The sequence below is a fragment of the Aquabacterium fontiphilum genome, from assembly GCF_009909205.1.
In the GTDB taxonomy this organism is placed as follows: domain Bacteria; phylum Pseudomonadota; class Gammaproteobacteria; order Burkholderiales; family Burkholderiaceae_C; genus Aquabacterium; species Aquabacterium fontiphilum.
In genome coordinates, this window is record NZ_JAAAPN010000001.1 from 110,025 (window position 1) to 133,484 (window position 23,460).

At 68.1% G+C, this 23,460-nt stretch carries 20 protein-coding genes; 5 read left to right on the plus strand and 15 right to left on the minus strand.

Going from position 1 to position 23,460, the window contains the following annotated elements:
- The first annotated feature begins 16 nt into the window (after positions 1-16).
- Positions 17-589: a YceI family protein gene (locus tag GTZ97_RS00475; RefSeq protein WP_407926716.1), complete on the plus strand. Its 573-nt coding sequence runs from the start codon at positions 17-19 to the stop codon at positions 587-589.
- 32 nt (positions 590-621) lie between these two features.
- Here the strand turns inward: GTZ97_RS00475 and GTZ97_RS00480 are convergent, their stop codons facing one another.
- The 5 genes from GTZ97_RS00480 to GTZ97_RS00500 all read right to left on the minus strand — a co-directional run bounded on the left by GTZ97_RS00480 (position 622) and on the right by GTZ97_RS00500 (position 7,115).
- Entirely contained in the window at positions 622-2,529 is a 1,908-nt protein-coding gene (locus GTZ97_RS00480) for an ATP-binding protein (protein ID WP_161648540.1), read from the minus strand.
- Between the two features lie 107 nt (positions 2,530-2,636).
- The gene (locus GTZ97_RS00485; RefSeq protein WP_161648541.1) at positions 2,637-3,629 is read right to left on the minus strand and encodes a hypothetical protein; all 993 of its coding nucleotides are present in this window, start codon (positions 3,627-3,629) and stop codon (positions 2,637-2,639) included.
- Between the two features lie 99 nt (positions 3,630-3,728).
- Positions 3,729-4,559, minus strand: coding sequence for an HDOD domain-containing protein (locus GTZ97_RS00490; RefSeq protein ID WP_161648542.1), 831 nt, complete (start codon positions 4,557-4,559; stop codon positions 3,729-3,731).
- A 177-nt stretch (positions 4,560-4,736) separates the two neighbouring features.
- Entirely contained in the window at positions 4,737-5,816 is a 1,080-nt protein-coding gene (locus tag GTZ97_RS00495; RefSeq protein ID WP_161648543.1) for an AraC family transcriptional regulator, read from the minus strand.
- 102 nt (positions 5,817-5,918) lie between these two features.
- Positions 5,919-7,115, minus strand: a complete 1,197-nt coding sequence (locus tag GTZ97_RS00500; protein WP_161648544.1) for a class I SAM-dependent rRNA methyltransferase — start codon at positions 7,113-7,115, stop codon at positions 5,919-5,921.
- A 162-nt stretch (positions 7,116-7,277) separates the two neighbouring features.
- Here GTZ97_RS00500 and GTZ97_RS00505 point away from each other — a divergent pair, with 162 nt between their 5' ends.
- Positions 7,278-8,882, plus strand: a complete 1,605-nt coding sequence (locus GTZ97_RS00505; RefSeq protein ID WP_161648545.1) for an ATP-binding protein — start codon at positions 7,278-7,280, stop codon at positions 8,880-8,882.
- A 21-nt stretch (positions 8,883-8,903) separates the two neighbouring features.
- Here the strand turns inward: GTZ97_RS00505 and GTZ97_RS00510 are convergent, their stop codons facing one another.
- The 7 genes from GTZ97_RS00510 to GTZ97_RS00540 form a co-directional block, all read right to left on the minus strand.
- Complete coding sequence (locus GTZ97_RS00510) at positions 8,904-9,872, minus strand: tyrosine recombinase XerC (RefSeq protein ID WP_236650931.1); 969 nt, start codon at positions 9,870-9,872, stop codon at positions 8,904-8,906.
- A gap of 97 nt (positions 9,873-9,969) precedes the next feature.
- Positions 9,970-10,473 carry a PEP-CTERM sorting domain-containing protein gene (locus tag GTZ97_RS00515; RefSeq protein WP_161648547.1) on the minus strand — a complete coding sequence of 168 codons (504 nt, stop codon included), beginning with the start codon at positions 10,471-10,473 and terminating at the stop codon, positions 9,970-9,972.
- 98 nt (positions 10,474-10,571) lie between these two features.
- Positions 10,572-11,288: a DUF484 family protein gene (locus tag GTZ97_RS00520; RefSeq protein ID WP_161648548.1), complete on the minus strand. Its 717-nt coding sequence runs from the start codon at positions 11,286-11,288 to the stop codon at positions 10,572-10,574.
- 11 nt (positions 11,289-11,299) lie between these two features.
- Entirely contained in the window at positions 11,300-12,163 is an 864-nt protein-coding gene (gene dapF / locus GTZ97_RS00525) for a diaminopimelate epimerase (protein ID WP_161648549.1), read from the minus strand.
- Positions 12,164-12,236: 73 nt separating this feature from the next.
- The gene (locus GTZ97_RS00530; RefSeq protein WP_161648550.1) at positions 12,237-13,802 is read right to left on the minus strand and encodes a methyl-accepting chemotaxis protein; all 1,566 of its coding nucleotides are present in this window, start codon (positions 13,800-13,802) and stop codon (positions 12,237-12,239) included.
- A 92-nt stretch (positions 13,803-13,894) separates the two neighbouring features.
- Entirely contained in the window at positions 13,895-14,803 is a 909-nt protein-coding gene (locus GTZ97_RS00535; protein ID WP_161648551.1) for an LpxL/LpxP family acyltransferase, read from the minus strand.
- Positions 14,800-15,720, minus strand: coding sequence for a lysophospholipid acyltransferase family protein (locus GTZ97_RS00540; protein ID WP_161648552.1), 921 nt, complete (start codon positions 15,718-15,720; stop codon positions 14,800-14,802). The genes GTZ97_RS00535 and GTZ97_RS00540 overlap by 4 nt, the downstream gene beginning before the upstream one ends.
- Before the next feature lie 237 nt (positions 15,721-15,957).
- On the opposite strand from GTZ97_RS00540, the gene metK reads away from it, so the two are divergent.
- On the plus strand, positions 15,958-17,139 hold the full coding sequence (gene metK / locus GTZ97_RS00545) for a methionine adenosyltransferase (protein ID WP_161648553.1): 1,182 nt from the start codon (positions 15,958-15,960) through the stop codon (positions 17,137-17,139).
- 21 nt (positions 17,140-17,160) lie between these two features.
- On the opposite strand, the gene GTZ97_RS00550 is transcribed toward metK, so the two are convergent.
- Positions 17,161-17,769, minus strand: a complete 609-nt coding sequence (locus GTZ97_RS00550; RefSeq protein WP_161648554.1) for a DUF938 domain-containing protein — start codon at positions 17,767-17,769, stop codon at positions 17,161-17,163.
- Between the two features lie 37 nt (positions 17,770-17,806).
- Positions 17,807-19,348: a methyl-accepting chemotaxis protein gene (locus GTZ97_RS16915; RefSeq protein ID WP_161648555.1), complete on the minus strand. Its 1,542-nt coding sequence runs from the start codon at positions 19,346-19,348 to the stop codon at positions 17,807-17,809.
- 251 nt (positions 19,349-19,599) lie between these two features.
- Here GTZ97_RS16915 and GTZ97_RS00560 point away from each other — a divergent pair, with 251 nt between their 5' ends.
- Entirely contained in the window at positions 19,600-20,832 is a 1,233-nt protein-coding gene (locus tag GTZ97_RS00560) for an HD-GYP domain-containing protein (protein ID WP_161648556.1), read from the plus strand.
- Here the strand turns inward: GTZ97_RS00560 and GTZ97_RS00565 are convergent, their stop codons facing one another.
- Entirely contained in the window at positions 20,833-22,449 is a 1,617-nt protein-coding gene (locus GTZ97_RS00565; RefSeq protein ID WP_161648557.1) for a peptide chain release factor 3, read from the minus strand.
- Positions 22,450-22,635: 186 nt separating this feature from the next.
- Between GTZ97_RS00565 and GTZ97_RS00570 the strand changes: the two genes are divergently transcribed.
- Positions 22,636-23,370 (plus strand): PEP-CTERM sorting domain-containing protein, encoded by a 735-nt coding sequence (locus tag GTZ97_RS00570; protein WP_161648558.1) that lies wholly within the window; start codon positions 22,636-22,638, stop codon positions 23,368-23,370.
- The last annotated feature ends 90 nt before the right edge of the window (positions 23,371-23,460 follow it).

The window sequence follows — 23,460 nt, forward strand, 5'->3', positions numbered from 1 at the left end:
ACCAGGAGCCCTGACCATGATGTCTCGCATTGCCCTTGCCGCCATCGCTGCCGCTGCCGTCACCGGTGTGGCCCACGCCGCTCCAGCCACCTATGTGCTGGATCCAACTCACACCTTCGTGACCTTCGAGGCCAAGCACTTTGGCACGTCGACCAACCGCGGCCGCTTCGACAAGAAGACCGGCAGCGTCACCATCGACACCGCGGCCAAGACCGGCAAGATCGAGGTGAGCATCGACATGGGCTCGATCAACACCGGCACGCCCTCGTTCGACGGTCACCTCAAGAGCAAGGACTTCTTCAACGTGGAGGCCCACCCCACGGCCACCTTCGTGGGCGACAAGCTGGTGTTCGATGGCGACAAGCTCAAGGCCGTCGAAGGCCAGCTGACCCTGCTGGGCAAGACCCTGCCGGTGACGCTGACCGCCTCGAACTACGGCTGCTTCCAGCACCCGCGCCTGCAGCGTGAGGTGTGCGGTGGCGACTTCGACACCACCATCCAGCGCAGCGCCTTCGGCATGACCTATGGCCTGCCCATGATCCCTGACAACATCCGGCTCGTGATCCAGGTGGAAGGCGTGCGCCAGTAAGCTGGCGCGCGGCCGGGGGGCTTGCCCCAGCTTTACCCGCCGATGGGTTCGGCGGGCCTCGGATACTGTGGCAGAAAGCGCTGCAGCACATCGGCCAGCTCCTCCTGCCGGAAGGGCTTGGCCAGATGGCCGTCCATGCCGGCGGCCAGGCAGCGGTCGCGGTCGGCCGCCAGGGCATTGGCGGTCAGCGCCACCACCGGCGTCATCGGCACGCCCTGCTCGCGCTCCCAGCGACGCAGCCGACGGGTGGCCTCCAGGCCGTCCAGCCCGGGCATCTGGCAGTCCATCAACACCAGCTCGAACGGCGGGGGCACCTGCTGCAAGGCTTTCAGGGCCTGACGGCCATCCTCCACCCGCGTGACCATCAGCCCCAGATTGGCCAGCGTGGCCTCGGCCACGAGGGCATTGACGGGATTGTCCTCGGCCAGCAGCACACGTGCCGCTGCCTGCGCGGGCCCGGCATCCCCGACATCGTCGGCCGGCTCGGACATTGGTGAGCCGGCAGGGTGGGGGGCGCCTTGAGGCAGCGTTGCCGCGTCGACGACACCGGCTCGCAGCGGCATGGGCGCTTCGAACACGAAGGTGGCGCCTTCGCCCAACACCGAGCGGCAGCGGATGTCCCCACCCATGGCGCGGGCCATCTCGCGCGAGATGGTCAGGCCCAGGCCTGTGCCCTTGTGTTTGCGCCCGAAGCTGCCATCCACCTGGTGGAAGGCCTCGAAGATCTGGCCGAGTTGGTCGGCTGGGATGCCTTCGCCAGTGTCTTCCACTGTGAGCGTGAAGCTCCCGGTGTCGGCGCCGTCGCGGCTGGCCAGCTGTGCGGTCACGCGCACCTCCCCGCGTTCGGTGAACTTGATGGCGTTGCCCACGAGGTTGGTCAGGATCTGACGCACCCGGGCGCCGTCCACCCACACCCAACAGGTGGGCGGCAGGCGCACGTCGGTCAGCAGCCGCAGGCCCTTGTCCTGCGCGGTGACCTGCAGCACGTCCAGCGCCTCGACGATCAGCGGCCGCAGGTTGATCAGCGCCGCATCCATTTGCAGCTTGCCGGCTTCGATGCGCGAGTAATCGAGCACGTCGCTGATGATCTCCAGCAGGTGCTCGCCCGTGTGCTCGATGAGTTCGAGCTGGTGGTGACTTTCCTGCAGCACGCCCGGGCGGTTGGGCAGGCGCTCGCGCACCAGCCGCGACAGGCCGAGGATGCCGTGCAGCGGCGTGCGCATCTCATGGCTCATCGTGGCCAGAAACTGGTCCTTGACGGCGCTGTTGCGGCGAGCCAGTTGCAGCGCCTCGGCACGTTCCTTCGAGATGCGGTCGGTCAGGAAGCGCAGCCACAGCAGCTCGGTGATGCGGCGCTCCGCCCGTCGGCTCTCAAACAGCATCACGCCCAGCAGAGTCAGCGTGCCCATGCCGCCGAACACGCCCAGCACATCCTGGCGTGTCAACAGCATCAACGCGACCGGCGTCAACATGGGCAGGTTGGTGGCCAGGTTGGGCCGCAGGTGAGCCTGCAGCGTGAAGGTCGACACCGCCGAGGCGCCCACCAGCGTGGCCACGATGGCGGCGTTGGTGACGAGGTCTTCGACGGGCACCAGCAGGCCGGCCAAGCCCCAAGCCGCGCCATGCACGGCGCAGACGATCGACAGGCTGTGCAACCAGCGCGGCGAGGCGCGGTCGCTGGCCCGCAGATAGGCGCGCCAGTGACCGATGCGCAGCAGCGAACCCAGCACGCACAACACCACCCAGCCCGCCACCCAGGGCAGGTTGCGCCAGTCGTTGCCTGCGGCCACGACCAGGCCGAGCGCAGCGGCGCACAGTGCGCTGACCACGGCCACCTGCAGCGTGGGCGCGAACAGCATGCGCAGGCGCTCGGCGCGGATCAGCCGATCCAGCTCGGGATCGTCCACGGCCGCACGGGCCGGGTCGGGAGCAAACAGCATGAAGGCGGGAAGGCGAAGCCGCATCCCTTCGCTATCGTCTGCCCGCTCCTCCCGCTTGAGGCTGGGACAAACGCTCGACGCGGTGGATGCACGGTTGACGGGATTGGTCAACCATGCTGCGGGGTGGGGGGGTGGATGTCAATCCGTGAAAAGCGGGGGGTGGCGCCCATGCGCCCCCTCAGGGCCAATAGACCGACCAACCCAACCAGCATCAGCGCGGCGCTCGCGGGCTCTGGAATGGCCACTGGTGGCTGGATGTCGGGAATGGTCGGGATGCGCAGTCCAGAGAAGTTGGCCATGACGCTGGCTTTGGCAAGCAGCGTCAGTGCCACCGCCGCTTCCTCGTCGCCCAAGTTGCCGAAGCCGATCTCGAAGGTGCCGGTGTTGCTGAACCCGAAGTTGCTTTCGGTGCCCGTGCCTTCGCCTGAGGCGATGCCATGCAGACCGGTCAGCCCCGGGCGGAAACCAATGGGCGAGAACCCGGCGTACACCTCGGTCATGAGCGTCGGGTCGCGTGTGTCCTCGTCCAGCGAGGCGACCGGCGTCAGCAGCGCGTCCAGGTCGGTGCTGCCCCACATCGACCACGTGCCGCGCAGGACGATGCCCGTGCCGCTGCCCAGCAGCACCGAGGCCACGGGCTCGGGCGTCACTTCTGTCCGGTAGGTTTGCGTCTCGCCAGCCAAGCCGAAGTAGCCCATCGGTGGGCTGGCCTGCCAGTCCTGTACCAGGCTGGCCGCCGTGGTCGCGTTCAGCTCGGCCTTGGCCGACAGGCCGCTGGCGGCCCGCTCTGGGTCTGACAACAGGTCAACCTCGGGCCAGACCAGGGTCGTCTGGCGCATCGCAAACGGATTCGACCCGTAATGCGTGCTGAGCGCGTACCGCTGCGCCAGAAAGGTCGCGCTGGGCGCCACGCCATCGTCCGGGGTCAGGTCGATCAGGGTGACCTGGAGATTCGTCAGACTCGCATGCGCGAACATCACGGTGTCGTGAGGCGCCAGTTGCGCGTGGCTCAGGCCGGCGCTGGCGAGCAGGGCGGCGGCGCCCATCGTGCGGGCGAAGGTGGCCGCTGCACGACGTGCGCGGAAAGGGGTGGTGGTCATGGGGCTCCCTGGGACACGTCGTTATGCTTGTGTCTCGGGATGATCCGGTGCACCAACGGGATCGTCAACCACCTGCCTGGATGCTGTGGCGCGGGTTTGTCACCCCTCGTTGTGCGTGAGGTTCAGTCGCTCGCACACGCGCATCGTCGCCAGCTGAAAGGCCTGGAAGTGCAGGCCGACCTGGTGAGCAAGGGGCTCGAGCGACTGCCACACGGCGTGCGGGTCGCTGGCCTGGGCCGCGTTGAGCAGCAGGGCGTCCACGGCGGCGCCGATGGTCAGCAGCTTACGCACGGTCTCGCGCTCCTGCACCCACTGGCTCGGCGCGTTCGGACGGGCGCGCACGCTGTCGGCCACGTCGCGCGACAGGCCCCAGCTTTGGCAAAGGGCGGCGCCCAGTGCCGAGTGGCTGACGCCAAAGGCTTCGATCTCGGCGGCACACACGAGCGCTTCATCGTCATGGGTCGATTCCAGCTCGGCGTAGCGCTGGCGGTCGTGGGCGTACAGCACGGCTCGGCCGCTTTCGGCGAACAGGCCGGTGGTGTGGGCCAGCCAGGGATCGACGTCAAGCTGGCGGGCGATGCGGCCCATGGCGAGGCCGCGCACCCCGGCGCGGTCCCAGATGCTTTGCAGCAGCGGGCTGGGCGGGAAGGCGCCGCGCAGGCCAATCTCGTAGGTCAGGCCGGCCACCTGGGCCATGCCGAGGTAGCGGATGCCTTCATGGACGGTCTCGACCCGCTTGAGCAGGCCGAACAGCGCCGAGTTGACCGTGCGCACCACGGCCGACGACAGCGCCATGTCGGTCTCGATCAGCGCCGCGAGCTGGTCGACCGAACACTCTTCGTCGGCCATCAGCAGCGACAGCTTGACCAGCGTGCTGGGGCAGGCCGGCAGGTCGATGTTCAGGTTGCGGAGTTGGGGGGCAATGCTCATGACGGATCCGCTCGAATAGATCGGATCAGTCTAGGGCGCCGCCCGCATCACGAAAAGCGGAACAGCAGGCGCGCGAAGGGCCATACGCCCCGTTTGGCGTGAAGGATCACCGCTTGCCGCAGGCCACTGTGCCGAGGCAGGGCCGCCGGGCCGTCGGGCCGCTGCGACGGGTGGCGCTCAGCGCGGGATGAAACGGCGACGCGGCGCCTGACCGGGCAGGCCGCGCAGTCGGCGGAACTCGCTGGGCGGCACGCCGCGCCAGCGGCGGAAGGCCTCGATGAAGGTGGTCACATCGGCGTAGCCCAGGCGCTCGGCAATCTCGCCGTGGGTCAGGCTGGCCGAGGCCATCAGCTCTTCTGCGAGCGTGGAGCGCACCTCTTCCAGCAGGCCTCGGAAGGACGCGCCCTCGGCGGTCAGGTGGCGGCGCAGCGTGCGCGAGGTCATGCCCATCTCGGCGGCCACTTCCTCCATGTCGGGGATGTGGCCCGGCGTGCGCAGCAGGCGGTCGCGCACGGCGCCGGCCACGCCCGTGCGGCTGCTGCGCCGCTCCACCAGGCGCTTGCACATCTGCTCGCACAACTGCGCCGTGTGCGCGTCGGCCTGGGGCAGCGGTTGCTGCATCAGCGCGGCGGCGAACACGCTGCGGTCGTGCGCTTGACCAAACAATGGCCGCACGCCAAACAGACTGGTGTAGGCTTCGACCATCTCCTGGGCTGGTTCGGGGCGCCGCAGGTAGATGGCCTGGTAGGGCAGGGGGTGGCCCAGGATCTCGCGCTGCAGTGTCATCACCGAAGCGCGGTCGCGGTCGACAATGAACTGGCGCACATCCAGCGGCAAGTGGTCACTGTGGTAGGTCACCATGACCTGATCGCCCACCTGCTCGACCTCGTTGGTCGTCAGCGAAAAGGTCTGATTGAGCATGCGCGAGGCCATGCTGACGGCCGCGCCCAGGGTGGGACTGGCCAGAACGGCGTAGCCCCACAGGCCGTAGGTGGTGACGTGGTAGCGGGTGCCCGCCTGCAGCCCCAGCGTCGGCACATGTGGACGCTCGGCCTGCAGGTTTCGGATCAGCTGGATTTCCTGATGCGCCTCGATCTCGCCTTTCGGGTCGTCGAGGATGGCCCGGGTGATGCCGGTGTGACGCAGCATGGCGTCCACGCTGACGCCATGGTCAAAGCCGAGCTGGGTCAAGACGCGGGCCGTGGCGACGCCACGGCGGAAGTCCCAGGAGGACCGGGGGGATGCCTTCGGGTTCATGCCACCAAAACACTTTCCTGCCAATCTGAAAAGGAATTATGTCGAAGTGCCAAGGCGCTGTGTCCGGCTTTCCCGGCTTGCCCGGTAAAGTTTCAGGAAGTTTTAAGCTTTTCGGACAATGGCGAGGCCCTTGAGGTACTCCCCTTCAGGGAAGGTCAGGGTGGTCGGGTGGTCCGCTGTGGCTTCGAGGCGCTGCAGCAGGTAGCCGTCGATGGCGGCGTCCATGGCGGCGCCCGCGACGATCTTGTGGAACAGCTCTGCCCCGATGCCGCCCGAGCACGAGAAGGTCAGCAGCAAGCCGCCCGGATTCAGCAGCTTGAAGGCCAGGCGGTTGATGTCCTTGTAAGCGCGGCTGGCACGGTCGGCGTGGGCAGCGCTGGGCGCAAACTTGGGCGGATCGAGCACGATGGCGTCGAAGCGCTTGCCTTCTTGAATGAAGCGGCGCAGCGTGCCGTTGACATCCGCGTCAAGCGCGACGTGAGCACTCGCTTCGTAGCCGTTGAGCGTCACATGGGCGTTGGCGCGCGCCAGGGCAGGCGCAGACGAATCCACGCTGATCACCTCGCTGGCGCCGCCAGCCAGGGCGGCCACGCTGAAGCCGCCGGTGTAGCTATAGCAATTGAGCACGCTGCGGCAGTCCAGCTGGCGCACCAGGCGCGCGAACAGCCCGCGGTTGTCGCGTTGGTCGAGGTAGTAGCCCGTCTTGTGGCCCTCGGCCACGTCCAACGTGAGCTTCCAGCCGTTTTCGTGGATGGTGACGGCGGTGGCGCGGTGCGGGCCGTCAGGGTGGCGTAGCCAGCCCGTCACCGGGGGCAGGCCTTCGAGACCGCGCACGCCCGAGTCCGAGCGCTCGTACAAGTAGGGGCAGCCGGTCTCCGCCACCAGCGCATCGGCGATCGCGTCCTTCCAGCGCTCGGTGCCGGCACTCAGAAACTGCGCCGAGAGCACATCGTCGTACTGGTCGACGATGAGCCCGGGGAGGCCATCGGCCTCGCCATGGATCAGCCGCACGCCGTTGGAGTCGATGCCCAGACGACGGCGCAAGGCCACGGCCGCGCGCACGCGCCCGGCGAAGAAGGCCGCGTCGATGCGCTCGGCCTCGTCAAAGCTCCAGGCGCGGACGCGAATCTGCGAGCTGGGGCTGAAGGCGGCCCAGGCCAGGAACTTGCCATCGTGCGACTGCACCCGCACCGTCTCGCCCGGGTCACCACCGCCCTTGGCTACGCTGCCCTGGAACACCCAGGGGTGGCGCCGCAACAATGAGCGCTCTTTGCCTTCGCGCAAGGTGATGACTTTCATGGTCAGGAATCCGGTCTCCGTCAAAACCCGCATTGTCCGCTGTGTCCGGACCGAATGTCCCCACATCTGCTGGGGAGGGTTTGTCCGCAAAACCGGACGCCGGCATAAGAAAACCGGTCGGTTACGTGTATCTTGTTGTTTCAACAGCAAACGTGGAGCAGTATGGCGTCGACCCCGACATCGGCCTGGCAGGCCGAGCGTGCGGCCCTGTTGGAAGAAGTCGAGGCGTTGCGTGCGCGCCTGGCGCAGCAGTCGGCCGAGCAGGCACGGCTGCAGACCATCCTCGACCGCATGCCCGGCGCTGTCGCCTACTGGGACGCGGGCTTGCGTTTGCGCTTCATGAATCCGTATCTGGCCCGCCACTGGGCTCATAAGCCGGGGCCGCTGATGGGGCGGCACATCACCGAGGTGTTGTCGCCGCAGGGTTGGGCGCGCTCACGGCCCTATGTCATCGCCGCGCTCGAAGGCCGGGCCAGTGCGTGTGAGCACGTCGAGCATGTCGAGCACGACGAGTTGACGGCCCACGTCACCTACACACCCGACGTGGTCGGTGGCGAGGTGCGCGGTTTCATCGTGATGGCGTTGGACGTCACCGAACTCAAGCAGGCCAAGGCCGCAGCCGAGGCGGCCAGCCGGGCCAAGAGCGAGTTCCTGGCCAGCATGAGCCACGAAATTCGCACGCCGCTCAATGCCGTGATCGGCTTTGCCCAGATCGGCCGGCTGCAGCATCCCGGGGCACCGGCGGCCGAATCGTTCGAGCGCATTTTGCATGCGGGTCAGCACTTGCTGGCGCTGCTCAATGAGGTGCTGGACTACTCCAAGATCGAGGCAGGCAAGCTCACCCTCCATCCGGCAGAACTCAACCTGCCCGAGCTGCTCGACCGCACGCTGGCGCTGGTGAGGACGCAGGCCGAGACGAAAGGCCTGCGCCTGGTGCTGGACGCGCCCCCCGAGCTGCCGCAGCGCTGGTGGGCCGATGGCCTGCGCCTGGGCCAGATCCTGCTGAACCTGCTCAGCAACGCGGTGAAGTTCACCGAGGTGGGCGAGGTGAGGCTGCGGCTGCAGCCCGTGCCACATGGGCTGCGCTTCGCGGTGCAGGACACCGGCCCGGGGCTGGACGCCGACATGCGCGCCAGGCTGTTCCAGCCCTTCGAGCAAAGCGCCGCCAGCCGCCGCCGCGCGGGTGGCACAGGCCTGGGCCTGTCGATCTGCAAGCGCCTGGTTGATTTGATGGACGGCGAGATCGCGCTGGACGACACCGTCGCCCCGGGCGCGTGCTTTGTCGTGACGCTGCCGCTGCAGGCCCTGGGTGCGCCGGGTCTGGCGCCGTCCCTGTCGGTGGCGGCGCCACCGCTGCCAGAGCGGCCGGCGGACGGCATGCTGGCCGGCCTGCGCGTGCTCGTGGCCGAAGACCACCGGGTCAACCAGATGGTGCTGGGCCAGTTCCTGACCGGGATGGGTGCCGAGGTGGACTGCCGCGATGACGGCGAGGCGGCCGTCGATGCGGTGCGTGAGGCGGGGCCCGGCCACTACCACCTGATGCTCTGCGATGTGGACATGCCGGTGCTCGACGGCTGCGAGGCGGCGCGCCTGATCGGCCAGCTGGATCCGGACCTGCCCATCGTCGGGCTCACCGCCCATGCGCTGGAAGACGCGCAGGCGCGCACGCGCGCGGCGGGTATGGTCGACCATGTGACCAAGCCTTTTCTGTTCGAAGACCTGCGCGACCGGGTGCTGCGGCACGCCCGTCGCGTGACGCCGGCCTGAGCGGCCCCGGCCACGGCGGGTTCACTTGCGCTTGGCGCGGGGATGGGCTGCGTCGTACACCTTGGACAGATGTTGGTGGTCCAGTCGGGTGTAGACCTGGGTGGTGCCGATGTGGGCGTGGCCCAGCAGCTCCTGCACGGCGCGCAGATCGCCGCTGGATTGCAGCAGGTGGCTGGCAAAGCTGTGGCGCAGCATGTGGGGATGGACCTTCTGTGCCAGCCCGGCGTCGGTGGCCAGCTGCTGCAGGCGGTTGCGCCATTGGGCCGCGGTGATGCGTCGGCCCAGGCGGCTGAGGAACAGCGCGTCGTCCTGCGGCGCTGTCAGGCTGCCGCGCACAGCCAGCCATTGCTTCAATGCCTGTTGTGCGGCGGTGCCCACGGGCACGATGCGCCGTTTGCTGCCCTTGCCCAGCACATGGGCCTCGCCGGACTGCAGGTCGACCCAGCCCAGCGCCTGGGGGCCGGGCTGCACGTCGAGCCCGAGCAGCTCGGCGCTGCGCAGGCCGCTGCCATACATGAGCTCGACCATGGCGTGGTCGCGCGCCTGCAGCCACGGCGCCTCGGTCTCCATGCGGGTCAGGGCCGCCGGTGAGGCGGCTCGGGGGGCGGGGTCGGGCCGGGCTTCGGCCAGGGCCACGGCCTGGTCCACCGTCAGCGCCTTGGGCAGGGGCTTGGGCGCCTTGGGCGCGCGGATGCCGTCGACCGGGTTCACGCGCACGTGCTGCTGTTGTGCCAGCCAGCGGTACAGGCCGCGCCAGGCCGACAGCACGATGGCGATGCTGCGCGGGCCCAGCCCCTGGCCGTGCAGCCGGGCCGCCCAGCCGCGCACATGGTGTGCCTGCACCTGGGTGACCGTGAGCTGTTGCGTGGTGCAGGCCTGCCGCAGACGCGCGAACGCCTCGGCATACATGGTCAGCGTGCGCTCGGCCAGCCGGCGCTGCACGCGCAGGTGTTCGAGGTGCTGGTCAATCAGGTCGGGCTCGGGCGACATGTGACGCATTGTGGCCCGGGATGGCGGCAGCCGGTGTGGTGCACGCCCCGTTGCGCCCAGGGCGGCAACCGAGCGGCGCCTGGGGTGGCGGCACCGCTCAGCGGCGCGCCGAGGCGGGTGCGCGGCGGCGAAGGACCACCGTGGCCAAGCCGGCCAGCAGCAGGGCCCAGGTCGTGGGCTCGGGTACGGCGATGACGTGCGGGTCGAAGCTGCCGGGCAGCCCGCCGATGGTGCCTGGTCCGAGGCCGATGCCGATGTTGCCGCCTGCGGGCGGCGCGGGGGGCACGCCCGTGCCGCCGGTCAGCAGTTGCGCGTTCTGAAAGTCAAGGGTGCCGGCATCCAGGTTGATCACCGGGGCCGCGAGTGTGAGGTTCAGCAGCTGCAGCATGCCGCCTGCCCGCAGGGTGATCGAGACCGGAGAGGTTACCCGCACATCGGCCTGCGTGCCGGTCAGCGCCAGGTCGCCGGCGCAGTCCAGCACGATGGCGTCGGACCAACTCTGGCTGAAGGCGCCGTTGCAGGTGGTGGTGAGGCCATCGGGGATGGCCGCGTGGGCTTGGCTGGCGGCGGCCAGCGCCAAGATGGCGAGCAGGTGTCGCATGGAAAGCTCCCTTGGATCTGTTGTGTTGTCCGTGGGAGCTTACACCGGCGGGAGCCGCTGTCCCGCCGCCTGGTCTGGGGGGCGCTGTCGAGGTGTGCTTACTCGCCGGGTGTCCCTTCCCCCTCGGCCGCCACCGGCACCAGGCAGCGCGACAGCGCCGCGCTGGCGATGTCGGCCACTTGCACGAGGAAGTCGACCCCCATGTCGGCGGTGTAGCGGGTCGGGTCGGGCGAGGCCAGCACGAGCAGGCCGAAGCAGGTCTCGCCGTGGTGCAGCGGCAGCAAGGCCACCGAGGCCATGCTGGTGCCGTCTTCCAGCCAGCGGCTGGCTTCGAAGCCGGCGTTGACACCACAGTAAGGCAGTGTCAGGCTGCTGGCGAAGCTGCGGGCGTCGGCGCTGACGGCCTGCGCGCAGGGCAGGTCGGCCAGCTCGGCGCGCAGCGCGTGGGATTCGGTGCCCCACAGGCGCACGCCGGCCTGCGGGATCAGGAACTGGTCTTTCAGCCCGGCCACGAGCACGTCGGCCAGGGCTCGGTCGTCGTGGGTGAGCATCACGCTGCGCACCCACAGGTGCAGGCGCAGCGCGATGGCTTCGTTTTCCTGGCTGTGGCGGATCATTTCCATGATCCGGCGCTCCAGGCCCTTGATCTTGTCGCGCAGCATCTCCATCTGCCGCTCCTGCAGCGAGACGGCGCGCCCGCCGTGCGGGCTGACAAGCTGCACCGCGGCCAGCAGCGGCGCCTGGCGCTCGAAGAAGCCGGGCGTGTGGATGAGGTAGTTGGCGATCTCTTCTTCGGTGATGCCTTGCAGGGTCATGTTGGGGATGCTCACAGTTCGGGAATGTCGATCTCGCCGTCAAACACCTTGACGGCCGGACCGGTCATCATCACGGGTTGGCCGGGGCCGGCCCATGAAATCGTCAGCCGGCCACCGGGCATGTCGACGTCGACGGTGGGGTCCAGCCAGCCCAGCCGGATGCCGGCGACCACGGCCGCGCAGGCGCCCGAGCCGCAGGCCAGCGTCTCGCCCGAGCCGCGCTCGAAGACGCGCAGCCGGATGTGGCCGCGCGACACCACTTCCATGAAGCCGGCGTTGACGCGCCGCGGAAAGCGCGCATGGCCCTCGATCTGCGGGCCGAGCTCGTCGACGGGTGCGTGTTCGGTGCTGTCGACGCGCATCACGGCGTGCGGGTTGCCCATCGACACCACGGCCACTTCGACCGGGTGGTTGGCCAGCTCGATGGGCCACAGCTCGCAGCCGTTGATCAGCTGGGGCGTCAGGCCGCGGGTGTCGAATGGCACCTCGGCGGGCACCAGAAAGGGCGCGCCCATGTCGACGGTGACGCGGCCATCTGTCTGCAGGCGCGGCTCGATGACGGCCTTTTGCGTCTGCACGCGGATCACATCCTTGGCCGTGAGCCCGGTGTCGTGCACGAAGCGGGCGAAGCACCGCGCGCCATTGCCGCATTGCTCGACCTCGCCGCCATCGGCGTTGAAGATGCGGTAGGTGAAGTCGGTGCCATCAGCCGGGTTGCCCGGCTCGACGACCAGGATCTGGTCGGCCCCGATGCCGAAGCGCCGATCGGCCAGAAAGCGGTATTGGGCCGTGCTGAGGCTCAGCGGGCCCTGGGTGGCGTCGAGCACAACGAAGTCGTTGCCCGCGCCGTGCATCTTGGTGAAACGCAGCTTCATGGGGCCGATTATCGGCCCCAACGGCGCCCGCACCAAGGCGCCCGCGCGATGGCCCCGGCCGGTTCAGGCCAGCTCAGCTGAGGCGGAAGCGCTGCACGGCCTGGGCCAGGTCGCGCGCCTGCTGGCGCAGGCTGTCGGCAGCGGCGGCCGATTGCTCCACCAGCGCGGCATTCTGCTGAGTCATGTGGTCCAGTTCGGTCACCGAATGCGTGACCTGCCCGATGCCGGCCGATTGCTGGCGCGTGGCCTCGGCGATTTCGCCCATGGCCTGCGTGACACGCTGGATGGACGAGACGATCTCGGTCATCACAGAGCCGGCCTCACGCACCTTCTGCGAGCCGACCTCGACGCGTTCGACCGACTTGCCGATCAGCGCCTTGATCTCGCGTGCGGCTTCGGCCGAGCGCTGGGCCAGCGAGCGCACCTCGCCGGCCACCACGGCAAAGCCGCGACCCTGCTCGCCCGCCCGTGCGGCCTCCACCGCCGCGTTCAGCGCGAGGATGTTGGTCTGGAAAGCAATGCCGTCGATCACGCCGATGATGTCGGAGATCTGGCGCGAGGCCTGGCTGATCTGCTCCATCTGCGAGACGACGCTTTCGACCACGTCGCCACCGTTGGCCGCCTGGCTGCTGGCCGTATCGGCCAGGCGATTGGCTTCGGTGGCGGCATCGGCCGAGTGCTCCACCGTCTTGCTGATCTGGTCCATCGACGAGGCCGCAGCCTGCAGGTTCGAGGCCGTCTGCTCGGTGCGGTTCGACAGGTCCTGGTTGCCGGCGGCGATTTCGGTGCTGGCCGTCAGCATGCTTTCCGACGATTCGCGCACCGAGGCCACCATTTCCCGCAACCCGTCCTGCATGGTCTTCATCGACGACATCAGGCGGGCGATTTCGTCGCGGCCGCGGGGGGCGATGTCGCGGGTCAGGTCGCCGTGCGCAATGGCCTGGGTGATGTCTTCAGCGCGGCGCAGCGGCCCGGTGATGGACAGGATGGTCAGGCCCATGAGCGGCAGGAAAATGATGCCGGGCGACAGCAGCAGCGCCCACAGCGACACGATGGCCTGCGTCACGGCGCTCTTGGCCTTGTCACGGCGGGCTTCGGCCAGCTCGGTGACGCGGTCGTTGAGTTTGTCGGTGGCCGCCTCGGCCGCGACGGCGTGCTCGCGGGCCGGGCCACTGGATTGATACGCCTCGGCCGCGGACGCCAGCGCCAGCGAGGCCACCAGCTCCAGCGTCGGGCGCATGCTGTCGCCGTAGGACTTGAGCGTGTCCTTCAGCGCCTGGGCGCCCTGGCGCACGTCGTCAGAAGGGGCGGCCTTGGCCAGTTCGTCGGCGCGCTGCATGCTGGTGGTCAGCGCAGCCTGCCACGCCTTGAACTCTTCTTCGGCCGAGACCGAGTCGCCCGCGTTGATGATGGCCGCGCGCTCGTGGCCACGCAGGTCGCTCATGCTCTGAGCCAGGCGGGCCATGCGTTGCGTAGCCGTGAATTCCTGCTCGGCGAAAGCGTCGAATTCGTGTTGCAGGTTCAGCAACTGCCAGCTCATGCCCGCGCCCACAATGGTGCCGATCACCACGACGAGGCCCATGCAGATCAGCAGCCGCGATCGGATGGAAAAATTCCTCAGCCAGACGATCCAGTTCATGCGTATGTACTCCGATAGCTCGCCAAACGGCACCCCGGGGGCATCCGTTGGCATCACATCGGTGGTATCGGCGCGGGGCGCACCAACTTGAATCAGTACAGACGCGGGCTGCCAGGCGGTCGGGTCTTGAAACGCTTGTGCACCCACAGGTACTGGGCGGGCTGCAGGCGGATCTGCGCCTCGATGAAGCGGTTCATCGCGGCGGTGTCGGCCTCGGCATGTTCGGTCGGGAACCCGTCCAGCGGCGGCATGAAGCGCACTCGCCAGCCCTGGCCGCGGGGCAGGATCTCGGCGATCACCGGTTGCACGGCCATGTCGAGCATGCGCGCCATGCGCGAGGGCGCCAGCAAGGTGGCCGCGGGCACACCGAAGAAGGGCACGAAGGCCGCGTCACGCAGGCCGAAATCCATGTCAGGCAGGTTGAAAAAGCCCCGCCCGGACTTGATCGCGCGCAAGAGTGGCTTGACCGAATCCTGGCGCGGGAAGATTTCGGCGTTGCCGAAGCGCAGCCGGCCGCGCTTCATCAGCCTGTCCATCAGCGGGTGGCTCTGGCGTTGGTAGATCGAGGCGCCAGGCCTGGGCTGCTTGAGCAGGATGGCAGCGCCGGCCACGTCGAGCGCGACGAAATGCGGGCACAGCCACATCGTCGGGCGCTGCTCGGTCTGCCACAGTCGTTCGGCCAGGCCGATGTCACCTTCCACGTGGATCAGGCGGCGCAGGCGCCAGGCCGGTGCCCACCACAGCACGGCGCGGTCCAGCAGGCTTTGCGTGAGCCAGCGGAAGTGGGCGCGTGCGAGCGCCTCCCTTTCGGCGACCGGCTGCTCGGGAAAACACAGCTCGAGGTTGCGCAGCGCAATGCGCCGGCGCGAGGCGGCCACGCGGTACAGCAGTCGGCTCACGCCGGCCGCCAGCATGGCCAGCATGGGCAGCGGCAGCCAGTGCAGCAGCCACAGCAGCCCCAGGCCCAAGCGGATGCCGGCTTCGCGCAAGGTGTGCTTCATCCAGCCCCTCCGGGCGGGGGGCCGCCCACGTCGGCCGAAGTCAGCGCTTCGGGGCGCGGGCCTTTATAGCGGTTGTAGCCCCACAGGTACTGCTCGGGTGCTTGCATGATCACGTGTTCCATCAGGCGGTTGATGGTGGCCGCCGATTGTGCCGCATCACCGGCGGCCAGCACGGCCTCATCCTGCGGCGCCACGCGCTCGGCATGCACCACGTAATCGCACCCGCGCCGCCAGCGTGCCAGCGTGCTCAGCCGCTCGCCGCGCATCAGCACCACGGCGCAGCCCGTCTGCGCCACGAGCTTACCGGCCATGGTCATCGTGTAGGCCGGCCGCCCGAAGAAGGGCGCCCAGGTGCCCATGCCTTCGGGCGGCACCTGGTCGGGCAGGATGCCCACGGTCTCGCCGCGCTTGAGTGCGCGCAGCATGTGGCGTACACCCGTCAGCGTGGCGGGGCTGGTCTGGATGCCGGGGCGGTTGCGCGCGTGCAGCATCAACTCGGCCAGCCAGCGCTGGCGCGCCGGGCGGTACAGCGCCGTCAACGGCACCTCGGCGCCGAAGCGTTCGGCATAAGCCTGTGCGACCACCTCGAAGCAACCGGTATGCGGCGTCAGCAGCAGCAGGCCGCGTTCTTCGGCCAGCGCCTGTGCCACCGCCTCGGCACCCTGCCATTGCACGCGGGCGCCCAGCGCTTCGTCACGCGGTCGGGCCCACAGCCGCGGCAGCTCGGCCACCATGCGCCCGACCTGGCCCACAGCCTGCCAGCGTTGCCAGCGCGACAGCCCGGCCTGGCCGGCATGGGCGCGCAGCCGCCGACGGTAGCTGGGCGACAGTGCGTAGGTCAGCCAGCCCATGATCCAGCCCAGGGCGTGCAGCACCCCCAGGGGCCAGCGGGACAGCGCGAAGAACAGTTTCGTCATCAAGGCAGGGCCGCCGCAGCGGCACGGCGGGGGCAGCAACCCGCCACAAAGTGGGACAAAGCCCGCATCTTCGCAGAAGCGGCGGCCCGATTTCGCTACACTGTGGAGATCGCCGAGTTAACAGGACAACTTGCGGGGCGATTCACAAATGCCGCTAAAGCGTTCGCCGCTGCCCAGAGTGATGACTCTCCAGCCCCGGCGACGCCGAGGTTCATGTCAACTCTGGAGTTACACAGCGTGTCCAACGATTTCCTCTTCACCTCTGAATCGGTTTCCGAAGGCCATCCCGACAAGGTGGCCGACCAGATCTCGGACGCCATCCTCGACGCCATCCTCACACAGGACCCGCGCAGCCGCGTGGCCGCCGAGACGCTGACCAACACCGGCCTTGTCGTGCTGGCCGGCGAGATCACCACGCAAGCCAACGTCGACTACATCCAGGTCGCGCGCGACACCATCAAGCGCATCGGTTACGACAACACCGAGTACGGCATCGACCACAAGGGCTGTGCCGTGCTGGTGGCGTATGACAAGCAATCGAACGACATTGCCCAGGGCGTGGACCACGCCTCGGACGACTACCTCAACATCGGCGCGGGCGACCAGGGCCTGATGTTTGGCTACGCCTGCGACGAGACGCCCGAGCTCATGCCTGCGCCGATCTACTACGCGCACCGCCTGGTTGAGCGCCAGGCCCAGCTGCGCAAGGATGGCCGCCTGCCCTTCCTGCGCCCGGACGCCAAGAGCCAGGTCACGATGCGCTACGTGGACGGCAAGCCGCACAGCATCGACACCGTGGTGCTGTCGACCCAGCACAGCCCTGACCAGAGCGAGACGCCGACCAAGATGAAGGACAGCTTCATCGAGGCCGTGATCGAAGAGATCATCAAGCCCGTGCTGCCCAAGGACTGGCTCAAGGAAACGAAGTACCTGATCAACCCGACCGGGCGTTTCGTGATCGGTGGCCCGCAAGGTGACTGCGGCCTGACGGGTCGCAAGATCATCGTCGACACCTATGGCGGGGCCTGCCCGCACGGCGGCGGCGCCTTCTCGGGCAAGGACCCCACCAAGGTGGACCGTTCGGCTGCTTACGCCGCCCGCTACGTGGCCAAGAACGTCGTGGCCGCTGGCCTGGCGCGTCAGTGCCAGGTGCAGGTGGCCTACGCCATCGGCGTGGCCCACCCGATGAACGTGACGGTCTACACCGAGGGCACGGGCGTCATCCCCGACGCGCAGATCGCCGAACTGGTCAAGGCCCACTTCGACCTGCGCCCCAAGGGCATCATCCAGATGCTGGACCTGCTGCGCCCGATCTACTCGAAGACAGCGGCCTACGGCCACTTCGGCCGCGAAGAGCCCGAGTTCACCTGGGAGCGCACGGACAAAGCAGCTGCGCTGCGTGCAGCGGCTGGCCTGTAAGAACAGCATCCGCGAAGCGGATCAGCCCTTCTGCCACACCAGGCAGAAGTTGTGGGCCGGCATGGCGTGCTGGCCCACCCGGGTGAGGCCCAGTGGTGCGGCGGCCGCATCGAGCGCGCCCATGTCGCGGATGCCGAAGCGCGGGTCGAGCGCGCGCAGCCACGTGTCAAAGGCGGCGTTGCTCTCGCTGGTGTAGCGGCCTTCGACATTGAAGGGCCCGTAGGCAACCAGCAGGCCGCCGGGCGCGAGCGCCCGTGCGGCCCGGGCCAGCAACCGTTGCGACGAGGCGGCCGGCATGTAGTGCAGGGTGTTGGCGGTGAACACCGCGTCGGCCGCCGCCACAGGCCACCCCTTGTCGTGGTCCACGTCCAGCGCAAGCGGCGCGGGTGTGTTGGGCAACGCGGCCTCGTCCAGCCAGGCCTGGATGCCGCTCAGATGCTCGACCCGGTCGGAACACTGCCAGCGCAGATGCGGTAGGTGCGCGGCAAAGTAGACGGCGTGCTGGCCTGTGCCGCTGCCGATTTCAAGCACGGTGCGGCAACCGGTCAACAGCGGGCGCAGGACGGCCAGGATGGGATCGCGGTTGCGCTCGCAGGCGGGCGCAAAGGGTTTGGGCGTGGCAGCAGACATGGGCGATACCTTCGCACAGTCTGGCCGCCCCTGCGGCTCACAGGGTACGGAACGCGTTCACTGCATGGCTGAGTCGCTCGGCCTGTTCGCGCATGCTGGCGGCTGCCGCCGCCGATTGCTCGACCAGCGCGGCGTTCTGCTGCGTCATCTGATCGAGGTGGGTGACGGCCTGGTTGACCTGGCGGATGCCGTCGCTCTGCTCCGAGGCCGAGGCGCTGATGTCGCGCATCATGTCGGTGACGCGGTCGATCGCCCGCTCGATGTCGTTCATGGCCTCACCGGCCTGGGACACCAGGGTGGCGCCCGCGTCGACCTTGTCGCTGGAATCCACGATCAGGCTTTTGATCTCGCGGGCGGCATTGGCCGAGCGCTGTGCCAGCGAGCGCACCTCGGAGGCCACCACCGCGAAACCGCGGCCCTGTTCGCCCGCGCGTGCCGCCTCCACCGCGGCGTTGAGCGCGAGGATGTTCGTCTGGAAGGCGATGCCGTCGATCACGCCGATGATGTCGGAGATCTTGCGCGACGAGGCCGCGATGTCCTGCATGGTGTTGACCACCTGGCCCACCACTTCGCCGCCACGGCGTGCCGCCTGGCTGGCACCACCGGCCAGCTCGTTGGCCTGCTGGGCGGCCTGCGACGACTGCATTACCGTGCCGGTGAGCTGCTCCATGGACGAGGCCGTTTCTTGCAGGCTGGAGGCGGCCTGTTCGGTGCGGTTCGACAGATCCTGGTTGCCCGAGGCGATCTCGCCGGAGGCCGTGGCGATGCCTTCGGTGCTTTGTCTGACATCCTGTACCAGACGCGACAAGGACTGCGCCATGCCCTGCATGGCGGTCATCAGTTGGCCGAGTTCGTCCTGGCGGTGGGCGGTGATGTTCACCCGCAGGTCACCACTGGCGATCCGCGATGCGGCCTCAATGGCCTCTGCCAGCGGCTGCTTGATCGACCGGATCAGGAAGTGCGCGCCCACCGCCACGGCCACCATCACGCACAGCACCATCAGCGCGGCCGTGCCGGTGATCGCCTTGCGGCTGGCGGCAATCTGATCGCGGATGCGTGCGGCCTCCTCGTCCTGAATCCGAGCAAAACCATGGATCGCCTCACCATAAGCCCTGGCCTTCGGGACGAGCGACTGCAGGGCCAGCGACGATGCTTCGGCAGCACGGCCTTGGGCCTTCAAACTCTGAATCTGCTGATTCAGGTTTAGCACCTCCTTGCGTGCCGCAGCGATCTGGTCCAGCTGCGCCTGATCGGCGGCCGACATCGGATGCTGCGCCAGATCCGCGAGGATCTGCTCCACGCGCTGGGTGGCTCCTTTGACCTCCGGCAGCAGGTGCTCCGCGACGGCCGGCTCCTGACTCAGCCCGACCGCCACCAGCTTCGCCGTGGCGGTATTGGCCACCAACACCCATTCGTTGGCTGCGCGAAGCTTGGCGTCGCTGCGCGCCATGGCCTCGCCTGCGGCGGCCTGCTGAGTGACTGAGCGCCAGGCAGCGAATGCCACGATGCCCAGCATCGCCACGATCAAGGCCATCACGGCCGCCCATAAACGACCGGCAATACCGATTTCACGGAACATGGTGCAATCCATCCTGTGACAAACAGGCCCTGTCGCGCAGAAGCCGCGACACGGCGTCCCGCGCCGCCCGATGTGTCCCCGGATGGCGCCTCCCAAGTGGCATATCGGCGTCAGTGATGCGAATCTGTAGCCCGGGCAAGCGTGACAACAATGTCGCATCCCGGGCCCATTTCCGGCACCCGAGGCGCGCGTGGCGCACTACCATCCGCACTGTGTCCCGTTGCGCGTGGCCGCAGGGGCGCCCATTCACCATGCTCAGAAAGATCTCCACTCAGCAACTGCGTGTCGGCATGTACGTGCACGAGGTGTGCGGCTCCTGGCTCGCGCACCCGTTCTGGCGGTCGTCGTTCCGGGTGGAACATGCCAAACAGGTCGAGCAGCTGCTGGCTGTCAGCCATGTGGTGATCGACACGGCGCGCGGGCTGGACGTGCCGGCGTCGCCCGACGATGCGGCGCTGATGGATGACATCGAGGTCCCCGCCGAAGAAGGGCCCGAGGCGCCGCTCGACAATCTGGCCGAAGCCTCACCCCTTGAGACCAGTTGCAGCTTCCAGCAGGAAGTCGTCCGCGCCACGCGGCTGATCGCGCAATCGCGCACGGCGATGAAGTCGTTGTTCCAGGACGCCCGTCTGGGCAAGGCAGTGGATGCTGAGACCTGCCTGCCGCTGGTTGACGACATCACCCGCTCGGTGGACCGCAACCCGGGCGCCATCGTCAGCCTCGCGCGGCTGAAGACGAGCGACGATTACACCTACATGCACTCGGTGGCCGTGTGCGCCCTTATGGTGGCCCTGGCCAAGCAGCTCAGGCTCAGCGAGGCCGACACCCGGGAAGCGGGTCTGGCGGGGCTGGTGCATGACCTGGGTAAGGCGCAGATGCCGCTGGAGGTGCTCAACAAGCCCGGCGCGCTGACCACTGAAGAGTTCGCCATCATGAAGCGCCACCCCCAGGCCGGCTACGAGATGCTGGTGGAAGGACGCGGGGTGGGGCCTATTCCCCTGGACGTGTGCCTGCACCATCACGAGAAGGTCAACGGCAAGGGCTACCCCAAAGGCCTCAAGGGTGACGAGATCAGCCTGTTTGCCAAGATGGGCGCGGTGTGCGACGTGTACGACGCGATCACCTCCAACCGCCCGTACAAGGCCGGTTGGGATCCCGCCGAGTCGGTTCAGAAGATGGCGCAATGGACCAAGGACGGCCATTTCGACGAGGCCATCTTCCAGGCTTTTGTCAAGAGCATTGGCATCTATCCCACCGGCTCGCTGGTCAAGCTCAAATCCGGCCGGCTGGCCGTGGTGGTCGAGCAGGGCAGCGGTTCGTTGCTGCAGCCGCTGGTGCGCGTGTTCTATTCCACCAAGGCCAATGAGCCCATCACGCCCGAGTTGATCGACATGGGGCAGTCGGCTGACCAGATCGTCTCGCGCGAGTCATCGACGGCCTGGGGCTTCGAGAACCTGGATCGGTTCTGGCGGCCCCAGCCCTGATCACTGCGTCGACAAGCTCAGCCCCGCATGCTCGCGCAGCGGGTGGAAGTGCACCTGCGGGTGGCGCTCGGCCGTCAGACGCAGGTCATACGCCGAGGTGATCATGTAGGCCAGCGTGTCGGCCGCGTCGAGTGCCAGCTTGCTGGCGTTCTCGTCGGTGAACTTCTTCATGGCCTCGGGTGTGTCGGCCGTGATCCAGCGCGCGCCGGTGAAGCGGCAGGGCATCAGCCGGATCTCGACACCGTACTCGGCCTTGAGCCGGTGCTGCACCACTTCGAACTGCAGCTGGCCGACGGCGCCCAGCAACATGGCGCCGCCCACCTCGGGGCGGAAGACCTGGATGGCGCCCTCCTCACCCAGCTGCATCAGGCCGGCCTGCAACTGCTTGCTCTTCATCGGGTTGGCCAGCTCCACCGTCTGGAACAGCTCGGGCGCGAAGAAAGGCAGCCCGGTGTATTGCAGGTTGATCCCGTCGGTGATGGTGTCGCCCAGTTGCACGCCGCCGTGCGTGGTGAAGCCGATGATGTCGCCGGCAAAGGCCTCGTCCACCGCCTCGCGTCGCTGCGACAGAAAGGTCACGACCGAGGTGGGGCGCAACTCCTTGCCACTGCGTTGCACCTTGAGCTTCATGCCCGGGGTGTACTTGCCCGAGCACACGCGCACGAAGGCGATGCGGTCGCGGTGAGACGGGTCCATGTTGGCCTGCACCTTGAAGACCACGCCCGAGAAGTTCTCCATCTCGGGGGCGATCTCTTTCTTGCTGCCATCCTTCTCGGTGCTGAAGCGGGGCCGGGGCGAGGGGGCCAGGTCGACCAGGGCGTCCAGCACCTCCTGCACACCGAAGTTGTTCACGGCCGAGCCGAAGAACACCGGCGTCTGCTTGGCCGCCAGGAACTGTTCGATGTCGAAGGCGGGAGCGGCTTCGGCCATCAGCTCCATGTTGGCTTCGGCCAGCTCCCAGTCGTGGCCAAAGCGCGCGTGCAGCTTGTCGCGCTCGTCCAGCGAGACCTCTTCGTACTCGTCGCTGCGCTTGTCGCCGCCCGCATCGAACAGGCGCATGGCGCGCGTGCGCAGGTTGACGATGCCGCCAAAGGCCTTGCCCTGGCCGACTGGCCAGGTCATGGGCACGCAGGGCATGCCCAGTTCCTGTTCGACCTCGTCGAGCAGCTCCAGCGGGTCGCGCCCCTCGCGGTCCATCTTGTTCACAAACGTGATGATGGGCGTGTCGCGCTGGCGGCAGACCTCGATCAGGCGCTTGGTCTGGGCTTCCACGCCGTTGGCCGCGTCGATCACCATCAGGGCCGAGTCCACCGCGGTCAGCACGCGGTAGGTGTCTTCCGAGAAGTCCTTGTGGCCCGGCGTGTCCAGCAGGTTGACCACGTGCTCGCGGTAGAGCATCTGCATGACCGATGACGCCACCGAGATGCCGCGCTGCTTCTCGATCTCCATCCAGTCCGACGTGGCGTGGCGCGATGCCTTGCGGCCCTTCACGGCGCCCGCGATGTGGATGGCGCCAGAGAACAGCAGCAGCTTTTCCGTCAACGTCGTTTTACCGGCGTCGGGGTGGGAAATGATCGCAAAGGTGCGGCGGCGGCGGGTTTCGGCGGCGTGGCTCACGGGGCGGGCTCTCGGGAACGGTGAAGAAATGCGCGCGGCAAACCCGTGATTCTCGCAGGTCGGGCGGCGGTGGTGCGGATGGCAGGGGGGCGGCGTCATCGCCGGTTCACCACCGCGGCGCACCATCGCTCACCAGCGGCCCGTCAGCAGGCCGCGATTTTGTTCCGACCGTCCCGAGAGGTACCCATGTCCGCATTCGCATCCGTTCGCACCGCCGCCCTGATGGCCGGCATCGTCCTGACCGGCGCCGCCCAGGCCGACGTCATCACCCAGTGGAACTTCAACTCGCAGCCTGCCGACGGCAGCACCAGCACCGGCGTGACCGTGCCGAGCGCCGGCGTGGGCACCGCCAGCCTGCTGGGCGTCACCGGCTCGTTTGCCAGCGGCACGGCCAACGGCGGCTCGTCCGACCCCGCCGCGACCGACAACTCCGGTTGGCAGACCACCGGCTACGCCGCCCAAGGCATGGGCGACAAAACCCGCGGCGTGCAGTTTGCCGTCAGCACGCTGGGCTATGACACCATCTCGGTAAGCTACGACCTGCGCCACAGCAACACCAGCGCCCGTCACGAGTTGTTCCAGTACAGCCTCGACGGCGTGCAGTTCATCGACTTCGCCACCTTCACCGGGGCGGCCGGCGACACCTGGTTCAATGGCCGCACGGTCGACCTGTCCGGCGTGGCTGGTGTGGCCAACAACGCCAGCTTCGCGTTTCGCATCGTGAGCACGTTCGCCCCCGGCACGTCGCAATACCAGGCTTCGGCCGCCGGCGGCAACTATGCTGGCACGGGCACCTGGCGCTTCGACATGGTCACCGTCTCGGGCAGCCCCGTGACGCCGGTGCCCGAGCCCGAGAGCCTGGCCCTGCTGCTGGCCGGCCTGGCCACGGTGGCCGGCGTCGCACGCCGCCGTCTCGTCTGAACCGTTCAGCCGCCACGGAAGGCCGGCGACCGAGAGGCCGCCGGCCTCAAGTTCTTGCGCTGACAGACGAAGTACCGGTCTGTTGCAGTG